Origin of the sequence: Amphritea sp. HPY (assembly GCF_050870985.1) — a bacterium.
Classification (GTDB): Bacteria; Pseudomonadota; Gammaproteobacteria; order Pseudomonadales; family Balneatricaceae; genus Amphritea.
Genome location: NZ_CP194015.1, coordinates 5,271,627 through 5,288,697 on the forward strand (window position 1 = coordinate 5,271,627; position 17,071 = coordinate 5,288,697).

The window sequence follows — 17,071 nt, forward strand, 5'->3', positions numbered from 1 at the left end:
TGATTATCTTCCTACACCAATGTAACTGAAGCCATACATTTCAAGGGCCTCCTTATCGAAGATATTCCGGCCATCAATAATTAGCGGAGTACGCATCTCTTCAATAAGCTTCAGATAATCCGGTGACCAATATTCGGGCCATTCGGTAATAAGCAGAACAGCGTCACAATCTTTAGCGGCCTGATAGGGTGAATCACAGTAGCTTAACAGTGGCTCATCAGTATAAAGGTTCTTGAGGTTAGGCAGAGCTTCCGGGTCATGCACATTAACATGCACCCCCTGAGCCAGCAGTGCGTCAATAACTTTGAGGCTGGGAGCGTTGTCGATGCTTGCTGTACCCGGTTTGAATGAAGCTCCCCATATTGCCACAGCCTTACCGCTGAGGTCGCTCTTGTAGAACTGCCAGAGTTTACGGAACAACAGCTCTTTTTGTATTTCGTTCTCATCGATGACAGTTTTAAGGAGCGAGTTGTGTCGTTTCTTTTGGAAAATTTCAGAGAATCGGGAGATATAATTATGAAAATTCTGGCCACCGAAGCCGCATCCCGGCTGCAGGTAGTGATTACCTATTCGCGGATCGGCCCCCATACCATCCCTAATGACATCGATATCAACATCCAGCTGATCGGCCAGATTGGCTAATTCATTTATATACCCAAGGCGTAAGGCGAGCATGCCCGTTGTCGCAAATTTAGTGAACTCAGCTTCCCGTGAGGTCATGAGTTGAAGGTGCTCAATATTCTGCAGGAACGGTCGGATAAGTGAGCGAGTGACGGTCAGAGCCCAGTCAGAATTAGTACCGAGAATAATCCGCTCGGGTTGGCTGAAACCTTGCAGCGCTTTACCTTCCTGAAGGTTGTCAGGAATATAAACAATCGCTTGGTTTTTGTCTTCATCAAGTTGTTGTTGCAGCTCGTCGGTAGCGCCGACACCAAAGCTGCACTGGTTGACGACTAGCAGGTTTTCAGGGGTATAGCCTGATAGATTATCAATTATTACTTCTGCTGCGGCGCGTTCATTCGGCTGCAGGGCCAACCAGTGAATGTCGGCATCAATTGCTGATATGTCCCGGCTAAGACGATTTTCAGATATCTGTCGTTCGATCTGATTAAGTAGCCCTGGTTCGTCACGTATTGCAGAGATTGACTGCAGTGGCTTATCGATTTGGTTGTCCGGGCCTTGAATAACAACATTGTTGCCAGCCTTTGCCAGACAGGCTGCAGCAACCCAGGCTGTGAGATCTGATCCATATATGATTACTTTCACTCGGAAAATCCTCCGCGCTGCTGCCGGATATAATTCATTAGTCCGTAGGTTGATGCATCAAGCGTGTCTTGGTCCGGGTTGTCAAAACAGTCAAGTAATGACGTAGCGACCTTTTTACCCAGTTCGACGCCCCATTGATCGAAGGGATTAATTTCCCAGATAACCGCCTGTACATATACTTTATGTTCGTACAGTGCGATAAGAGCGCCGAATGTTTCCGGGCTTAAAGTTTCAAACATCAGGGTCGAGCTTGGCTGATTACCACGATAGCGTTTATGTGGTGGTGCGTTTTCGATATCGTCAAGTATGCTGTCACCTAAGGCCAGCAACCTGGATTGCGCAAAACAATTGGCAAGCGCCAGTTGGTGCTGGGTTTGCAGTTCTTTGCCGTTGTCCTGGTAGCGCAGCGCCGGCGCAATAAAATCACACATAACTGATTCAGTACCCTGATGCAGCAGCTGATAAAAAGCGTGCTGTGCATTCGGGCCGACTTCCCCCCAGAGTATCGGACAGGTCGAGTAATCTACTGCGTTTCCGCTATGGGTGACATTCTTACCATTGCTCTCCATCTCCAGCTGTTCAAGGTAGGCCGGCAAGTGTGCCAGTCGACCATCGTATGGCAAAACGGCATGAGCATGAATATCCAGAAAATTAATGTTCCAGACACCGATAAGGCCGAGTAAAACCGGAAGGTTCTCCTGCAGAGGTGCATGCCTGAAGTGCTCGTCCATCTGGTGGGCACCATTAAGAAACTTACGGAAATTGTCCATGCCGATCTGTAAAGCGATAGGCATTCCGATAACGGACCACATGGAGTAGCGGCCCCCTGTCCAGTCCCAGAACCTGAGGTGGTTTCTTTCAGGAATACCCCATTCGATAGCTTTTTGGGGGCTGGCGGTTGCTGCAATGAAATGATGTCGGGTAATAACATCCTGAGACTCGCTACTATTACTTATCAGCCACTCCCGGGCGGTATTAGCATTGGCCAGAGTATCGATAGTAGTAAACGACTTGGAAGACAGAATGAACAGCGTTGAAGCCGGGTCAAGCTTATCTAATAACCTGGCCAGCTGGCTACCATCCATTGATGAGACAAAATGCACATCCAGGTTTCGGGCATATTCTGGTGAGTGCATCGCCAGTGCTCGACAGGTCATTAGCGGCCCCAGGTCTGACCCACCAACACCGATGTTAATAACTGTCTTTATAGGGCTACCGTCGTAACCTCGCCATTGCGCGTTATGTATCTGGTTGACCAGTGATTCCATCTGCTTAAGTGATTTATGCACTGCGGAATTAACGTCAATGTCCCCAACGATCAGAGGTTGCTCTTCCGGTTGGCGCAGCACAGTATGCAGTGCAGGGCGGTTTTCAGTCGGATTGACAATAGCGCCACTGAAAAGTTTTTCAATAGAATCGCCAAGCGATTGCTGTTCGGCCAGTTGGTAGAGCTTTTGCAGTGTTTCAGATGTAATGCGCTGCTTTGACAGATCAAGCATGCAGCCAGCTGCCTTAAAGCTGAGATGCTCAAAGCGATGCGGATCTTCTGCAAAGAGATCCTTAAGGTGCTTGTTCTTTATCTCTCCGGCATGCTTCTGTAGCGCAGACCATGCTTGTGAAGCAGCGACACTCATCAGAGTTATACCTGTTCCGTTAAGAAGGATTTCAAGCCTGAAGCTGTTTCCGGGTGTTGTAGCCCATACGCAATATTCGCTTGAAGGTAGCCTAGTTTGTTGCCACAGTCGTAGGTTTTACCTGACATGCGGTAGGCTTCAACTTTCTGCTCTTGCAGAAGTTCATCAAGAGCGTCAGTCAGTTGAATTTCACCGCCGGCACCCGCCTGGGTAGTGGCAAGCAACTCCATGACCCGTGCAGGTAGTACATATCGTCCGACGACGGCCAGGTTGGAGGGCGCCAGGTCAGGGGCGGGCTTTTCGACCATACCTTTAATATTCACGGATTCGCCCGGAGGGGGCGTGATGCCGCCACAATCAGCGATTCCATACATCTGAACCTGATCCTGTGGCACAGACTCAACCATGATTTGAGCAGCATTATGCTGGCTGAAAGCGTTAACCATTTTGCTCAGGTCGTTATCGGTCTGGCCATGATTGTTAACCAGAACATCCGGCAGGATTACTGCAAAAGGTTCGTTATTAACACTGCTTGCTGCACAAAAAACCGCATGGCCCAGCCCCAGTGCTGCAGGCTGTCGAACAGAAGCAATAGTCACGTCTTGAGGGACAATGCTGCGAATAGATTCAAGAATCGCAGTTTTGTTTTTGCGCTCCAGTTCAGCTTCGAGTTCATAGTGCTTATCAAAGTGATCTTCGATAGCCGACTTACCGCTACGGGTAACCAGGATTATATCTTTAATGCCCGCTTTTACAGCCTCTTCAACGACGTGTTGAATAACAGGTTTATCGACAACGGGCATCATCTCCTTTGGGATCGCCTTGCTGGCAGGAAGTACCCGGGTACCAAGGCCCGCAACAGGAATGACAGCTTTTGTTACAGAATTCATTAACTATCCTTTGCGTGTGTTAACTATTATTAATTATCTTAAGATTGTACCCGAGTGCTGCTACGACACCTAGAGTTGCAACGATGATTGAGCTATCTCTGCATTTTTATAAATCATATTTAAGGCTCATCCCGCCACTGAGTTCAGAGTAACTCCGGGCGAAGATATCAGAATCTCTTTTCTCATAGCGGGTAAAAAGGCCGGCGGTCATTTGCCGGCTCAGTTGGTGCTTATAGTTAACTAAAGCAGTTGTTTCCCGGTAGTCACTGATTGCATCGAATTCGAAATCGGCTTTCTTTCTGCTGATACTGAAATTAACAGTTGAATAGGGGGTGATATTTAAGCGAATAAACGCTGAGAGTGAGCGCTCTTCAAGGTTTTGAATGAGCAGATTAACGTGCTTTTCCTGCAACCATGTCGCGTCAGCGCCTATAGTGCAAATATTGCAAAATTGAGAATAGGCATAACTTATAGCCAGTTCTTCCCGGGTCAATTGATCAAGTTGCTGGCTGCTACCAGATGTTGAAGTGTCGTCAGAAATAGGGTCGAGATTACCATCGCCAAGGGAGGTGTCGGTAATAATACTCGATCCGGAAGCGGCTAATGTGTGCACACTGTTGTCAAACGTGATGTCAAAGCGGTAATAAGGCTCGCGGGTTTCATTACCCTGAGCTGGGTTTATCAGGTTATAACCCGCTTCAGCAGAGTAACTCAGCAGCCTGAGTTCAGAATTAAAGCCGATAAAGGCGCGTTCGTAGTTCTGGTCGTTCTGCGAGCTGTCATATTCTATCTTTGTAAAAGAGTAGCCAGCAGTAAGATCATTAACAGACGATAAACTGTGCTGCCAAAGGCTGTTTATTCCATAACGCTTACTATCCAGCTCAGAGGCGTTTTCATAGGAAATCAGGCTTACCTCCGGAGTCAGAATAAGGCGATCAACCGGGGTGACAGCAAAAGTACCCTGAAGGTCAATACCCGTAATACTCCGCTCATCGGTATTGCTGAGCAGTGTTTGTTGTTTTGGATCAGAAACAACTTCCTTTCTGCTGAAGTAAGCGGTTGTCTCCAGGTATTGGTTGATCTGTGCGATAGCCTGGGCGAGTCCTTCTGCGGTAATTTCGTCATCATCCGAGTCTTTTGAAAAAGAGCGGTGATTAATGTCGAAGGTAAGCGTTGTCTCTAAGACCTCACCGCTGTGCTGGCTATTAAGTAACAGGCCAAGGTTATCTTGCCTTTCGCCGGTGTGATGAGTGGCGGTCTTAAATGTATTGTCAGTGTACTCAGAAGCAGCGGTGAAACTAACATCAACTTTGTTACTTTGATCCGCGGCCTGCAATCCGGGTGCGCCGAACAAAATAAAGGCACACGGCACGATAAAGTCAGATCTGCCCATAATGTATCCCTGTAAAGTTTGAAAACAGTCGGATTGTTTTAAAACAAGCGTTCGGGAACAGTGATGATGTCAGAGGGTATCAGGGAGTAGTTTGTATCCAACTGGCCTTTTCTGAGGATATCTTCAAGGTAAACAGGGTAAGTCTGTACCGAATTACCCACTTTCCGATATAAGAAGGCTTTGTTCTCAGAGGCAAATTCAGTAGTGCCACCCGATAAAAGAACCAGGTCAAGTACGGTCATGCCAGAGCGCCAGGGTGTTGATGTCGGGTTCGAAATGGCGCCGGTAATTCGTACCCGCTGCAGAAACTCAGCACTTTGCGGGTCAGTAACAATGACTGTGACCTGAGGCTGCTTAATAAAAACAGAAAGCTTCTCTACCAGTGTTTCTGTGAGCTCTGCAGTAGATTTTCCGGCAGCAGTAACTTCCCCGGCCAGAGGGATCGATATTTTTCCATCCGGGCGAACAGGCAGAGATACTGATAATTCAGGGTTACGCCAGACCCGGATATCCAGTTTATCGCCATTACCTAATACATAATCAGCTATCACTTGTTCCTGAGATGGCTGGGGTGGAGGGGTAGCAGAGACCGGGTTCTGTGTGGCGCAGCCAGAGATAATCATTGTCAGGCAGGCGAGAAAAGGTGCCGCGACAGTTTTCCAGGTAGTCATCGTGTAGTAGTCCTTTAAACAGATCCGTGTATCCGTACTTTCAGATCACCGCATAACGGAAATAGTGTCAATGAGTAGATTAATTTGCTGGCCGCTATTTTGTTTGCTTTTGCTGAAAAATGCAAAAGCAATTGACTGGAATGTGGTTAAGAATCGACCTGACAGGATAGTGGGTGATAGAAAACTCGACACATCGAAATTTATTCAATGAATTGAAGCGTAATGATCAATCAAAAAAATGGCCGGTGTCGGAATATATTACAGGCTGTGTTATGGCGTTTTCCGTTAAAAATAGTGCGTTTAGCTGGTTTTTAAGCGGGTGTTTTCAGGTGGGGAGTACTTATCGATGCGGGTAATCAGTAATGAGTGTCGGGAAAGTTTACATAGATACTATAGATAGCTGGTTATAAAAAAACGGAATCGACTAAACTCTTGTAATTACGGCGTTTTATATTGTTGGCATAGTGTGTGCATTAAAGATCGCAGCATCCGGTTGGCGTTGAAGTTATTGGGTGATAAAAAAGTAAGCGCCAGTTTGAAAGAATACAATTTTATGGGAGAAATTTGACTATGTTGTCAAAAGTAAAAATGATGTTAGGGATGCTGCTGGTAATGGCGTCCTTTGGTGCAAATGCGGCTGCAGTAGATGTTTCAGTTGGTGTTGGAGAGATTGGTCGGTCTTTTGGAGCGCTACCTGTTGGTGATACCGATATTTTTGTTCAGTTAGAAGATAATACGACCACTTCCATGTGGGCATTTACGTTTACGCCGGATGTTGAGGATTCAGAAGAAAATCCATTTTTCTACCCGGTACCTGCTACATTCTCGGCGAGTATTTTCGATAGCCTGAATCAGTTGGTTGGTACGGTAGCCCCGACATCTGATAGTCCGGTTTCATTGGTGCTGAGGAATCTGGTGGCTGATACGTATCGAGTGGTCATGAATACTGATGTTGATGGTGGTTATACATTTGCTGTATCCACTGTTCCAGTTCCTGCGGCGGCTTTGCTGTTCGGTTCTGCTCTGCTGGGTTTTGCAGGTTTCTCTGCACGTCGTAAGGTTTCCTGATCAGCAGTTGAGTTTGACTACGCAGAAGAGAGGGCTCCCCCCGCCTTCTCTTCTGCGTTTTTATCAGATCTGTATAGTGTCTGCTAAGTGTGTGTTCGCAGTTGTTTTCTGAACCCCGCCTTCCCTATTCTTTTCGAAAGTAATATCATCTGTTGCACGTTCTGTACGTGGATCAGCATGGTGGACGCAGCTGATGTCATGGATGTTTCAAGCGGTTAAAAATCTCACGCTATTTTTATAAGCGGGCTGTTACTGTTGAGGAGAGTTGCTGGCAACGCAACTGAGAAAAGGAATACATGGAAGATATTGAGTCCATCGCGAGTATAGGGCGGCCTTTATTGCAAAGGCGGAACTCGCTGACAAACGTTCTGCAGTCACTGATTGATGCTTTTGTTGTACTGACGATATTCGCCTTGCTGATGTTGAATATGGTTGGTGCTATTAGTTATGATCACGTTCTTTTTGCATTGATCATGCTTGGCGCAATGGCAGGCGTGTATGACTATTTTGGCATCTATCGCAGAAACTCAAACCCCTTCAAAAAGTCGTTTGACCTGATCAAAGCCTGGCTGATCTCGTTAATGATTGCGCTGACATTGGTTTACCTGTTGCAGGTTCTGCATCATATATCCCGGGAATTTCTGGTCAGCTTTGCTGTTGCAGGTTTTTTTGGCCAATTTTTTGCGCACCTGTTATTAAGAGCAATCCATATTGCCAGAACAGGCAAGGCTAAAGTAAACGCCATAATTATTGGCAGCGATTCTTTTGCTAACTATTTGAGAAAAAGGATTAATACCAATCCATGGGTGCGCGACCATGTGATAGGCCTTTTATCGCTAAGCGAAAGTAAAACACCTGAAGGCTGTATTGGTAATATTGCGAACCTGCTGAATGTAATGCATCAGCATGAAGTGCGTACCGTCTATCTGGCGTTGCCGTTCGAAGATGCTGGTCAGATAAAAAGCATATATGAAAAGTTACAAGACCTTAATGTCGATGTTCACTGGGTTCCGAATATTCACGCCCTGAAACTCATTAATCAAAGCGTAAAAGAGTTGGCAGGCTTTCCTGTTATAACATTGTCAGAAACGCCGCTCATAGGCACGCATCAGCTGAAAAAGTCAGTGGTCGATAAAGTCTTGGCAACAATCGCGCTGATAGCCTTTTCTCCAATAATGCTGGGTACCGCCCTGGCGATAAAATTCACCTCTGCAGGCCCTGTGTTTTTTAAACAGCCACGGACCGGATGGGACGGCCGGGAGTTCATGATCTGGAAGTTCCGCAGTATGTATGTGCATCAGATCGAAGCTGATAAATTGCAACAGGCAACCAAAGAAGATCCTCGCATTACTCCGGTTGGTCGTTTTATACGGCGCACCAGTATTGATGAGCTACCGCAACTGATCAATGTATTAATCGGCAACATGTCCATGGTCGGTCCGCGTCCCCATGCTGTGCAACATAATAAAGAATACTCAGAGCAGATATCTGCGTATCTGTGTCGACACAGAATAAAGCCCGGTATTACCGGCCTGGCACAGGTCAGAGGCTTGAGGGGGGAAACCGAAGAGCTTGAGCTGATGAGTAAGCGGGTAGAGTCAGATATGGAATATATCAATAACTGGTCGATCACGCTGGATATTATTATTTTGTTTAAAACTGCATTCACTTTATTTGGCAGCAGAGCCTACTGAGCCGTATTAAATCGATGATGGTTCAATTGGATTTTAAACGCGGTTGAATGCAGCACTTTTCAAGGAAAGGATAGTAAGAGTGGCCTACGAAGATTACGAAGACCAGATAGAAGTGCCAACCAATTATATAGCGGCAATCGCACGCTATAAGATCCATCTTATCGCTGCGGTAGTGTTGTTGTCGCTAATTTCTGTCGCAGTAGTAACGGCGATACCCGCGGTATACCGCTCTCAAGCAATTGTTCTGGTTGAAACCCAGCAGATACCCAGTGATTTAGTCCGTTCAACGGTTACATCGATCGCGGCTGAGCGAATTCAGATCATAAAGCAGCGGGTAATGACCCGTGACAGGCTTCTCGAAATAGCCAATAAGCATCCATCCATAAAAGCTAACTCAGGTACAGAGCTGGTTTCCAGGCTAGTGCAGGATATGCGTGACAATATAGCGGTCGAGCTGATAACCGGCAGTATGAATAAGCGGAATAAAGCAGCGGCAACTATAGCGTTTAAAGTATCTTATGATGCGCTGAGCCCCGGTGTTGCGCAATCAGTAGCCAATGATCTGGTGACACTGTTCCTTGATGAAAATGTAAAAGCCAGAACCGAGCGAGCGTCAGAAACCACCGAGTTTTTACAATCAGAAGCCGATAAGCTGCAGCAACAGCTGGATAAGACTGAGCAGGCGATAGCCGATTATAAACAGCAGAATAAAGATGCCCTGCCGGAACATCTTAATCTGTATATAGCCATGCTGGAGCGTGCACAAAGTAATCGGGCTGAACTGCAACGAAAAATTGAATCAGAGATTAATCAGCGTTCGTTATATGAGGTGCAGGGCGGCGGTGTGGCGGCAGGTTCGGTACCACGTCTTGTAGAGTTAGAAACAGAATACGAAAGGTTAAGTGCGCTTTACCAGCCTTCTCATCCGGACCTGATCGCCCTGCAGCAGGAAATTGAACAACTAAGCAGTGCACCTGATAAAACAGATTCTTCAAAAACATCGGGTAACTCGGTTGTCGCTGCAAAAATAGCTTCTGCAAATACACAAATCGCATTGCTGCGAAAGCAGTTAGCTAAGGCCGATCAGCAAATTGCTGAGCTGGAAGGCAAAATAATTAAAATCCCGCAGGTGGAAAGGGGGTTGTTGGCATTGAATCGTGACTATCGGACTGTGCAGGAACAGTACGAGCAGATCGTGGGCAATACGATGCAGGCAAAGATGGCAGAAAGTCTTGAACAAGGTAGAAAAGCAGAGCGATTCTCTATCCTTGAGCCGCCGCTTTTACCCGATCAGCCGTATAAGCCTGATCGGAAGAAGTTCCTGGGGGTAGGTCTGGCAATGTCGCTTGGTATACCTTTTGGCCTGGTAATACTGGCAGCGTTTTTTGATAAATCAGTCAGAGGCGCGGCAGCTGTAGAAGTGATTACTAATCAGGCACCACTGGTGGTGATAAGCTACATAGAAACTGATGATGAGAAGGGTAAGAAAAAGAAAAATATTATCAGAGGGGTGGGAGCCGTACTGGTGTTAAGCATTGTTTGTATAGTTATATTCCACACTATTGTGATGCCACTGGATTTTCTGATGTACAAATTAATGTTTCGGTTCGGGCTTAGTTAAGGGAGTAGCAGTGATGGCCACAATAGATGATGTTGTAAAACAGGCAAAAAGAGCCAGAAGAAAGAGCGCTAAAAGAAAAAATTCGCCACAAAGCAGTGAAGAGATAATTTCAGATATTAATTATTCAACCACTAAGGTAATTAATGTAGACAATGAAACCCTGACAAAAAACAGGGTAATAGCGCAGAACAAAGAGGACCCAAGGTCGACACCCTTTCATATGTTAAGAACTAAGGTTCTGCGTGAACTTAGAGATAACGATTGGAACAGTATCGCTATTTCTGCACCGACACCGGGGGCAGGTAAATCGCTGGTCACCGTGAATTTAGCGATGAGTATCGCGATGGAGACCAATCAGACCGTTTTAATCGTAGATATGGATCTGAGAAAGCCTTCAATCCATAAGTATTTCTCTTTCGAGCCGGAATATGGCGTACAGGACTATATCGAGAATAATGCGTCGGTAGAAGATGTAATGATCAATCCAGGTATTGAGCGGCTTGTTGTTATGCCTGGACGTATGCGGACCCTGAACTCTGCTGAGCAGCTCGCTTCTCCAAAGTTAAAAGCATTGACTGAAGAGTTAAAAAACAAATATAAATCCCGCGTTATAATTTATGACTTGCCGCCATTGCTGGTTTCAGATGATGTGATGGTGTTTCTTCCGAATGTAGACTGCTCCTTATTAGTTGTAGAGAGTGGGGTGAATACTAAAGAAGAAATTGAAAGCTCAATAGGGATGTTAGATCAAAAACCGCTTCTTGGGACGGTTTTGAATAAAGAAATTGAACAGAAAAAAATATATGTTTATTGAGTATGTGAAATGAAAATGGAAGTTATTATTGCAGGTGCTGCACCTGACTCTGGAAATTTAGGTGTTTCGGCTTTATGTCGATCTGCTGCTGAGGGTGTTTCATGGGGTAGTCCAGAGTTAAATATTAATATACTCGATTTTAAAAACGGTTTGAGAGAGAATGCTTATAAAGTAAATGAAAATAAGTATGCGAATCTAGTGGGTGCAAATTTTAGTAAGAAGTTATATAAACAGTCAACATACTCAAATATAAAGTTTTTTTTGAATAGAGGTTTCGCTGTAAACAAAACTGTTGAAGCTTTTATGAAGTCGAGCTGTGTTCTCGATGTTAGTGGCGGTGATAGCTTTAGCGATATGTATGGTCAGAAAAGAATGGATATGGTCTGTTGTCCAAAGGAGTTGGCCATAGATAATAAAATTCCATTGATATTGTTGCCGCAAACGTTTGGGCCATTTAAATCACAAAATAACATCGATAGAGCTAGGCGAATAATTGAAGCTGCGGACTTGGTTTTTGCAAGAGATAAATACTCTTTTGAATATTTATCTACTATTATGAAAGATGGGATGGATAAGGATAAAGTTAAGCTGGGTGTTGATATGGCTTTTTTGTTGAGGTGTCAGGAAAATACTTTAATTAATAAGCTAGATGGGTTTGAGTATTTTGGGGTAAATGTAAGTGGGCTTTTATATAATAACTCGAATCAGTTAAGTAATAAATATAACATTGATTTGAATTATAGAGATTTAATGAAGTCGATAGTTGAAGGGATTTTGAGGGAGAGTGGTGGTCGAGTTGTTTTGGTCCCTCATGTAATACCTGCTGATATTAATAGTTTTGAATCTGATATTTTGGCTTCAGAGAGGCTGAAATCTTCTTTGTCTTTAGATAACCAAGAGCGTGTAGATATTGTTACTGGTGATTATAACGAGCTGCAGATTAAGTATGTTATATCTTCTCTTGATTGGTTTTGTGGATCAAGAATGCATGCAACAATTGCAGCGTTATCATCAGGTGTTCCTACTGTAAATATAGCGTATAGCAGTAAGTCAAAAGGTGTGTTCGACAGTATCGGACAAGAAGATAAGGTGCTAGATGCGAGGGATATGAATTGTGATGAAATGGCCTGTAATGTGTTAGATGAGTGGAGAAACCGGCACGAAACAAAGAAAAGAATTGCGTCCTTTCTACCTGAAGTAATTAATACAGCCAAAGCGCAATTTGAAGTTATAACCAATAAAATACATACGTATTAGTGGTGGAGCTGTGGGGGCATTAAATAAAGGAGGATGCCTTGCCCTGAGTCAGGGTGTAGTAGCATTAAGTTCACTAATTCGAAATATTGTTATTGCAAGAATAATATCTCCTGAAGACTTTGGGATAGCAAGCCTTTTTGCAGTTCTTGTTACTTTTTTAGAAATGATGAGTGGTATGTCTTTTGACCGACAAATCGTTCAGCGTAGAAGTGAAGGTTTAACAGATTTTATCGGTACAGTTCATACTGTGGAGATTCTGAGAGGAGCAATCCTTTCTGTAACGCTATTTTTCTTATCAGATTTATATTCTTCTTGGTTTAACCTTAATGATCTTGGCTGGGCATTCAAAATATTAGCACTCGTACCTCTGTTAAAGGGGTTTATTAATTGGGATGTGGCGAATCAGCAAAGGGATTTGTTATTTGTTAATACTGCACTAGTTGATTCTATACCCCAGGTTGTTACCGTTTGTTTAGTTTTGCCTTTGGCAGTTTATTTTAATGATTATCGTGTTGTTCTTTTCTTAGTTGTGTTACAAGTTTTAATAAGTGTAATTCTAACTCATATTTTATCTAGAAAGACTTACTATGTTAGGCTAAATTATGAGTGTTTGCGACGGATATTCGGTTTTGGCTGGCCGTTGTTGCTGAATGGTTTTTTGATTTTTTTAGTGTTTCAAGCTGACCGGGTTATAATTGGGAAGTTGTTTAGCTTGGAGTTGCTTGGTTATTTTAGTGCAGCTTTTGCTATGACTATCATGCCTTCAGTAATAGTCGCAAAGGTATACAGTATCGGAATGCTTCCATTGTTATCTCGTTCACAAGAACGCGGAGATGATGAAAATCCAAATTTGATAATGTTAATGTTCCACCTTTCACTATTGACGGGGTTGCTGGTACTTGTATGCGCTGTTCTGTTTGGAGGTGATATCTATGTTTTTGCATATGGAGATCAGTACATCGAAGGTAAAAGTTTTTTTGTGTTTTTAGGGATTATGCATAGTATACGAATAATTAGAGTAGGCCCGACGATAATAGCAACGTCTAGAGCTCAAACAAAAGTTATTTTGAAATCAAATATTGTAAGATCGCTAGCAGTCTGCTTTTCTATTCTTTGGGTTTATTCAGGGGGAGGGGTATACGGAATACTAGTGGCAGGTATCATTGGTGAAGTATGTGCGTTAATTTATCAAGTCAATTTTGTTAACTATGGTGCTCATGATAAAACGTTGACTTTGATGATGAATAAATTAATCACTGTAGGGTTATTAATCGGTAGTTTTGTCTATTATATAGGACAGTATTGGTTTGTTTCTGATATTTACAATTTTATCTTTCTTGTGTTTTTCATACTTTTATTTGTTTTCATGTGGTTGGTTTTGTTTGATGATTGTTTGAATTATAAGAAAATTATCAAGGTGATTAATGAATAAGATTCTTCTGAGGCTTTGTAAATATTCATTAATAAGGCGCTGTTTGATAAAGTGCCTGGTTCGTAATGCTGTTTCTGAAATGTATTCGGTGCTTTACAGGGCTGTGTATAAAGAATATTTTGAAATAGATATTGGCATGTACAGTTATGGTTTAATTAGCATGAAAACCCTACCTAGGGGGTTAGTAGTTGGTAGATATGTCTCTATAGCTGATGGTGTTAAAATATTCAGACGAAATCATCCAGTTGATACTTTAACGCAGCATCCTTTTTTTTATAATAGTCAGTTGGGGTATGTAAAAAAAGATACAATAGCTAACGATTGTGATAATCCCTTAGTAATAGGTAGTGATGTATGGATAGGTGCGAATGTAATAATACTACCTTCCTGTCGCTCTATTGGTGATGGGGCTGTAATTGGCGCTGGTTCAGTCGTAACAAAAGATGTACAGCCATTCTCTATTAATGTTGGAAATCCATGTGAAAAAATTAAAATGAGATTTGATGAAGAGATTGTCGATAAGTTAACAGAGTCTAAATGGTGGGGCTTAAACGTAGATGAAGTAGTAGGGAGTCAAAGAACTCACTTTATCTTTAAGAATAATTCTCATGACAGCTAGTTTTTAAAGGCTTAATAATGACGGAAAGGGTAATGCCTGATGGCTTCGGGCAGGGTGAATGGGTCGGAAATATAACTATACATCCAGTAGGGGTTGTTATTCTTCTGGTCTGTGTTCTATTTACTTTTGTAAATAAGCGTTCTAATGCTTTACTTCCGTTTGTGTTTTTGCTTTGTTTTGTCTCGCCGGCACAGAGAGTAGTTGTTGCTACAATAGACTTTAATTTTTTTAGGCTTCTTCTCGTTCTTCTTTTTTTTAGGATTTTAATTAATGGTGAGTACAAACATATAAGAGTTTGTATGTTTGACAAGTTTTTTGCAGTATTTGTTTTGGTGAAAACAAGTATATATTTGATATCTAGCGGCAATCTTGGTGATCCGCTGGGGTCTGGTGGCGATATATTCATTGTATATTTTGTTGGTCGGTGCCTAATAAGAAGTACAAAGGATTTTGAAGTTATTCTACGTTTCTTGGCATTACTAAGTATTCCTGTATGCGCTTTATTTGTTGTAGAAAATACTACTGGTAGAAACTTATTTTCAGTGTTTGGAGGAGTTCCTGAATATACCAAAGTTCGTGATGGAAGGCTTCGTTGTCAAGGCGCATTTCCACATCCGATAATTGCAGGTTGTTTTTGGGCGGTCCTTTTTCCGCTGTTTGTTGGGGCAATTAGCTCTAATAAACGAAATTTAATATTTTACATTGCTTGTGTTTGTAGTGTGGTAATTGTGGTAACCACTGCTTCAAGTACACCATTATTGTCATTACTATCAGCTGTGATTTTAATTGTCATGTACATGTTTAGAAAGCATCTAAGGAAAATTAGATGGGCTACCTTGTTAATATTGGTTTCTCTGCATTTAGTGATGACTGCGCCAGTTTGGCATTTGATATCAAGAGTGGGGGCTGTTGGGGGATCAACTGGGTACTTCAGGTTTCTACTGATCGATAGTTTTATCTCAAGATTTAACGAATGGGCTTTACTTGGTACAAATTATACTGGGCACTGGTTTTTTGGTGCCCAAGATTTGGCTAATGAGTTTGTACTAATGGGTGTTAGAAGTGGCTTTTTAGGACTGAGCTTGTTTGTTGTTGTTATAGCACTATCCTTTAAGTATGTAGGCCGATCTTTACACTTGCTAAATGGTTCGCCAAATATATTTTTTATATGGTGTATTGGAGTATCTTTAACAGTTCACTGTATATCTTTTATTGGTGTGTCTTACTTTGGGCAGCCAGTCTTTTTGTTTTATCTAATGTTTCCAGTTATTTTTAATGTCTATATACATAATTTGCAGAAAAAAAAGGCAGCGCTACTTGAAAGGAGAGAGGTTTGAATAAATTAATTTTTACTGTTTTCTTCTTGTTGATTTCCAACTTGTCGACAGCAAATGTTTTCTATGTTGATCCGGTTTTGGGGTTGGTTGATGGTGATGGATCTGAGAGTCGGCCGTGGAAAAGCTTACAAAAGCTTTTTGATGGTGATTATATTGACAGCTATAAATGGAGTATTCCATATTCAGATAGTTCGTATTTGATCCGTAGAGGAATTGAAGCTCCTATTAGAGGTGGTGATAGGATTGTTCTTAAGGATGGGTATTATGGTTCATTAAAGATTAGAGGGTTTACTAACAGGTTCCCGATAACAATCATATCAGAAAATAGACATGGGGCTAGGTTTTCAAATATTGACATATCAGCTTCATCCAATTGGATCGTTGATGGTGTTTCTATTAGTTCAACTGTCTCTGATGGGGCGGTCAGAGGGCTTTTTTTGGTCGAAGATCATAGATTTCATGGGCCGAGTAATAATATAACCCTTAAGAGTAGTAAATTGTTTTCTATTCAAGATTCTAGTACTTGGACTGCTGCTGATTGGCGTAATGAGGCTATCTCAGGAGTAGTGAGTTATTCCGATTATACCAAGATCCTAAATAATCATGTTTTTAATATTAAACGTGGTGTTTTACTTGCTGGTGATTATTCTACTGTGAAGTCTAATAGGATAAGCTTTTTTTCTAGAGATGGTATTCAGACTATTGGTGATTTTAATGACTTTATATCAAATTATGTTTCTGATTCAATAAAAGTTGATGGGAATCATGCTGACCTATTTCAGAGTTGGTCTGTAGGGAAAGGCGGCAAAGTTGGTAGTGGGACTGTTTATAATAATAGAGTTATAGGTAACTACTTTATTGCACAAACAGACCTTAACTCTCCACTAAGTGGCTATGTTCAAGGTATTGGTTGCTTTGATGGTTTTTATGAGAATTGGGTCGTTGAAAATAATTTGATTGTTGTTAGTAACTGGAATGGTATTGCCTTTTATGGTCTTAATAATTCTAGAGTGTCGAACAATACTGTTGTTGATGTTTGGAATGATACCGTCGGTCCTGCACAAATTCGAATATTTCCTCATAAAAATTCCTTGGCTGGTAAGGGGAATGAGCTATATAACAATTTTTCTTATAAATTAGTAATTCTTCCAGATAGCGGTGTTGTTGCGAGTGGTAACAATATTAACCAATTTAGTCTTTCTTCACATTTTAAAGATCCACTTGTGTTTGATTTTTCGCTTAAATCAAGCTCCTCAGCTATTAATAATGGCTCTTCGTCAAGCTCAGTTAGAATTGATATATTAGGCAATTCTCGTGACGAAAGTATTGATGTTGGTGCTTACGAATATATTGTTGATTAAGGTTAAGTAGGCTT

The 17,071-nt window shown here is 42.4% G+C and carries 14 protein-coding genes; 9 read left to right on the plus strand and 5 right to left on the minus strand.

Going from position 1 to position 17,071, the window contains the following annotated elements; translation table 11 throughout:
* Nucleotides 1-3 precede the first annotated feature (3 nt).
* The 5 genes from ACQUQM_RS23525 to ACQUQM_RS23545 form a co-directional block, all read right to left on the minus strand.
* The gene (locus tag ACQUQM_RS23525) at nt 4-1,266 is read right to left on the minus strand and encodes a nucleotide sugar dehydrogenase (RefSeq protein WP_432472296.1); all 1,263 of its coding nucleotides are present in this window, start codon (nt 1,264-1,266) and stop codon (nt 4-6) included.
* Complete coding sequence (pgi, locus tag ACQUQM_RS23530) at nt 1,263-2,900, minus strand: glucose-6-phosphate isomerase (RefSeq protein ID WP_432472297.1); 1,638 nt, start codon at nt 2,898-2,900, stop codon at nt 1,263-1,265. The genes ACQUQM_RS23525 and pgi overlap by 4 nt, the downstream gene beginning before the upstream one ends.
* A gap of 5 nt (nt 2,901-2,905) precedes the next feature.
* Nucleotides 2,906-3,790 carry a UTP--glucose-1-phosphate uridylyltransferase GalU gene (galU, locus tag ACQUQM_RS23535; protein ID WP_432472298.1) on the minus strand — a complete coding sequence of 295 codons (885 nt, stop codon included), beginning with the start codon at nt 3,788-3,790 and terminating at the stop codon, nt 2,906-2,908.
* Nucleotides 3,791-3,896: 106 nt separating this feature from the next.
* A complete protein-coding gene (locus tag ACQUQM_RS23540; protein WP_432472299.1) occupies nt 3,897-5,183 on the minus strand; it encodes a hypothetical protein in 1,287 nt (428 codons plus the stop codon).
* Nucleotides 5,184-5,221: 38 nt separating this feature from the next.
* The gene (locus ACQUQM_RS23545) at nt 5,222-5,854 is read right to left on the minus strand and encodes an XrtA/PEP-CTERM system exopolysaccharide export protein (protein WP_432472300.1); all 633 of its coding nucleotides are present in this window, start codon (nt 5,852-5,854) and stop codon (nt 5,222-5,224) included.
* A 570-nt stretch (nt 5,855-6,424) separates the two neighbouring features.
* Between ACQUQM_RS23545 and ACQUQM_RS23550 the strand changes: the two genes are divergently transcribed.
* From ACQUQM_RS23550 to ACQUQM_RS23590, 9 genes are all read left to right on the plus strand, one after another.
* A complete protein-coding gene (locus tag ACQUQM_RS23550) occupies nt 6,425-6,922 on the plus strand; it encodes a hypothetical protein (protein WP_432472301.1) in 498 nt (165 codons plus the stop codon).
* A gap of 296 nt (nt 6,923-7,218) precedes the next feature.
* Nucleotides 7,219-8,616 carry an undecaprenyl-phosphate glucose phosphotransferase gene (locus ACQUQM_RS23555; protein ID WP_432472302.1) on the plus strand — a complete coding sequence of 466 codons (1,398 nt, stop codon included), beginning with the start codon at nt 7,219-7,221 and terminating at the stop codon, nt 8,614-8,616.
* Nucleotides 8,617-8,695: 79 nt separating this feature from the next.
* Nucleotides 8,696-10,237, plus strand: coding sequence for a hypothetical protein (locus ACQUQM_RS23560; RefSeq protein WP_432472303.1), 1,542 nt, complete (start codon nt 8,696-8,698; stop codon nt 10,235-10,237).
* Nucleotides 10,238-10,250: 13 nt separating this feature from the next.
* Nucleotides 10,251-11,051 carry a CpsD/CapB family tyrosine-protein kinase gene (locus ACQUQM_RS23565; RefSeq protein ID WP_432472304.1) on the plus strand — a complete coding sequence of 267 codons (801 nt, stop codon included), beginning with the start codon at nt 10,251-10,253 and terminating at the stop codon, nt 11,049-11,051.
* Between the two features lie 9 nt (nt 11,052-11,060).
* Nucleotides 11,061-12,308 (plus strand): polysaccharide pyruvyl transferase family protein, encoded by a 1,248-nt coding sequence (locus tag ACQUQM_RS23570; RefSeq protein WP_432472305.1) that lies wholly within the window; start codon nt 11,061-11,063, stop codon nt 12,306-12,308.
* Nucleotides 12,309-12,318: 10 nt separating this feature from the next.
* Nucleotides 12,319-13,740 carry an oligosaccharide flippase family protein gene (locus ACQUQM_RS23575; RefSeq protein ID WP_432472306.1) on the plus strand — a complete coding sequence of 474 codons (1,422 nt, stop codon included), beginning with the start codon at nt 12,319-12,321 and terminating at the stop codon, nt 13,738-13,740.
* Nucleotides 13,733-14,359 carry a CatB-related O-acetyltransferase gene (locus ACQUQM_RS23580; protein ID WP_432472307.1) on the plus strand — a complete coding sequence of 209 codons (627 nt, stop codon included), beginning with the start codon at nt 13,733-13,735 and terminating at the stop codon, nt 14,357-14,359. The genes ACQUQM_RS23575 and ACQUQM_RS23580 overlap by 8 nt, the downstream gene beginning before the upstream one ends.
* 32 nt (nt 14,360-14,391) lie before the next feature.
* The gene (locus ACQUQM_RS23585) at nt 14,392-15,696 is read left to right on the plus strand and encodes a hypothetical protein (protein WP_432472308.1); all 1,305 of its coding nucleotides are present in this window, start codon (nt 14,392-14,394) and stop codon (nt 15,694-15,696) included.
* Nucleotides 15,693-17,057 (plus strand): choice-of-anchor Q domain-containing protein, encoded by a 1,365-nt coding sequence (locus ACQUQM_RS23590; RefSeq protein ID WP_432472309.1) that lies wholly within the window; start codon nt 15,693-15,695, stop codon nt 17,055-17,057. The genes ACQUQM_RS23585 and ACQUQM_RS23590 overlap by 4 nt, the downstream gene beginning before the upstream one ends.
* Nucleotides 17,058-17,071 lie beyond the last annotated feature (14 nt).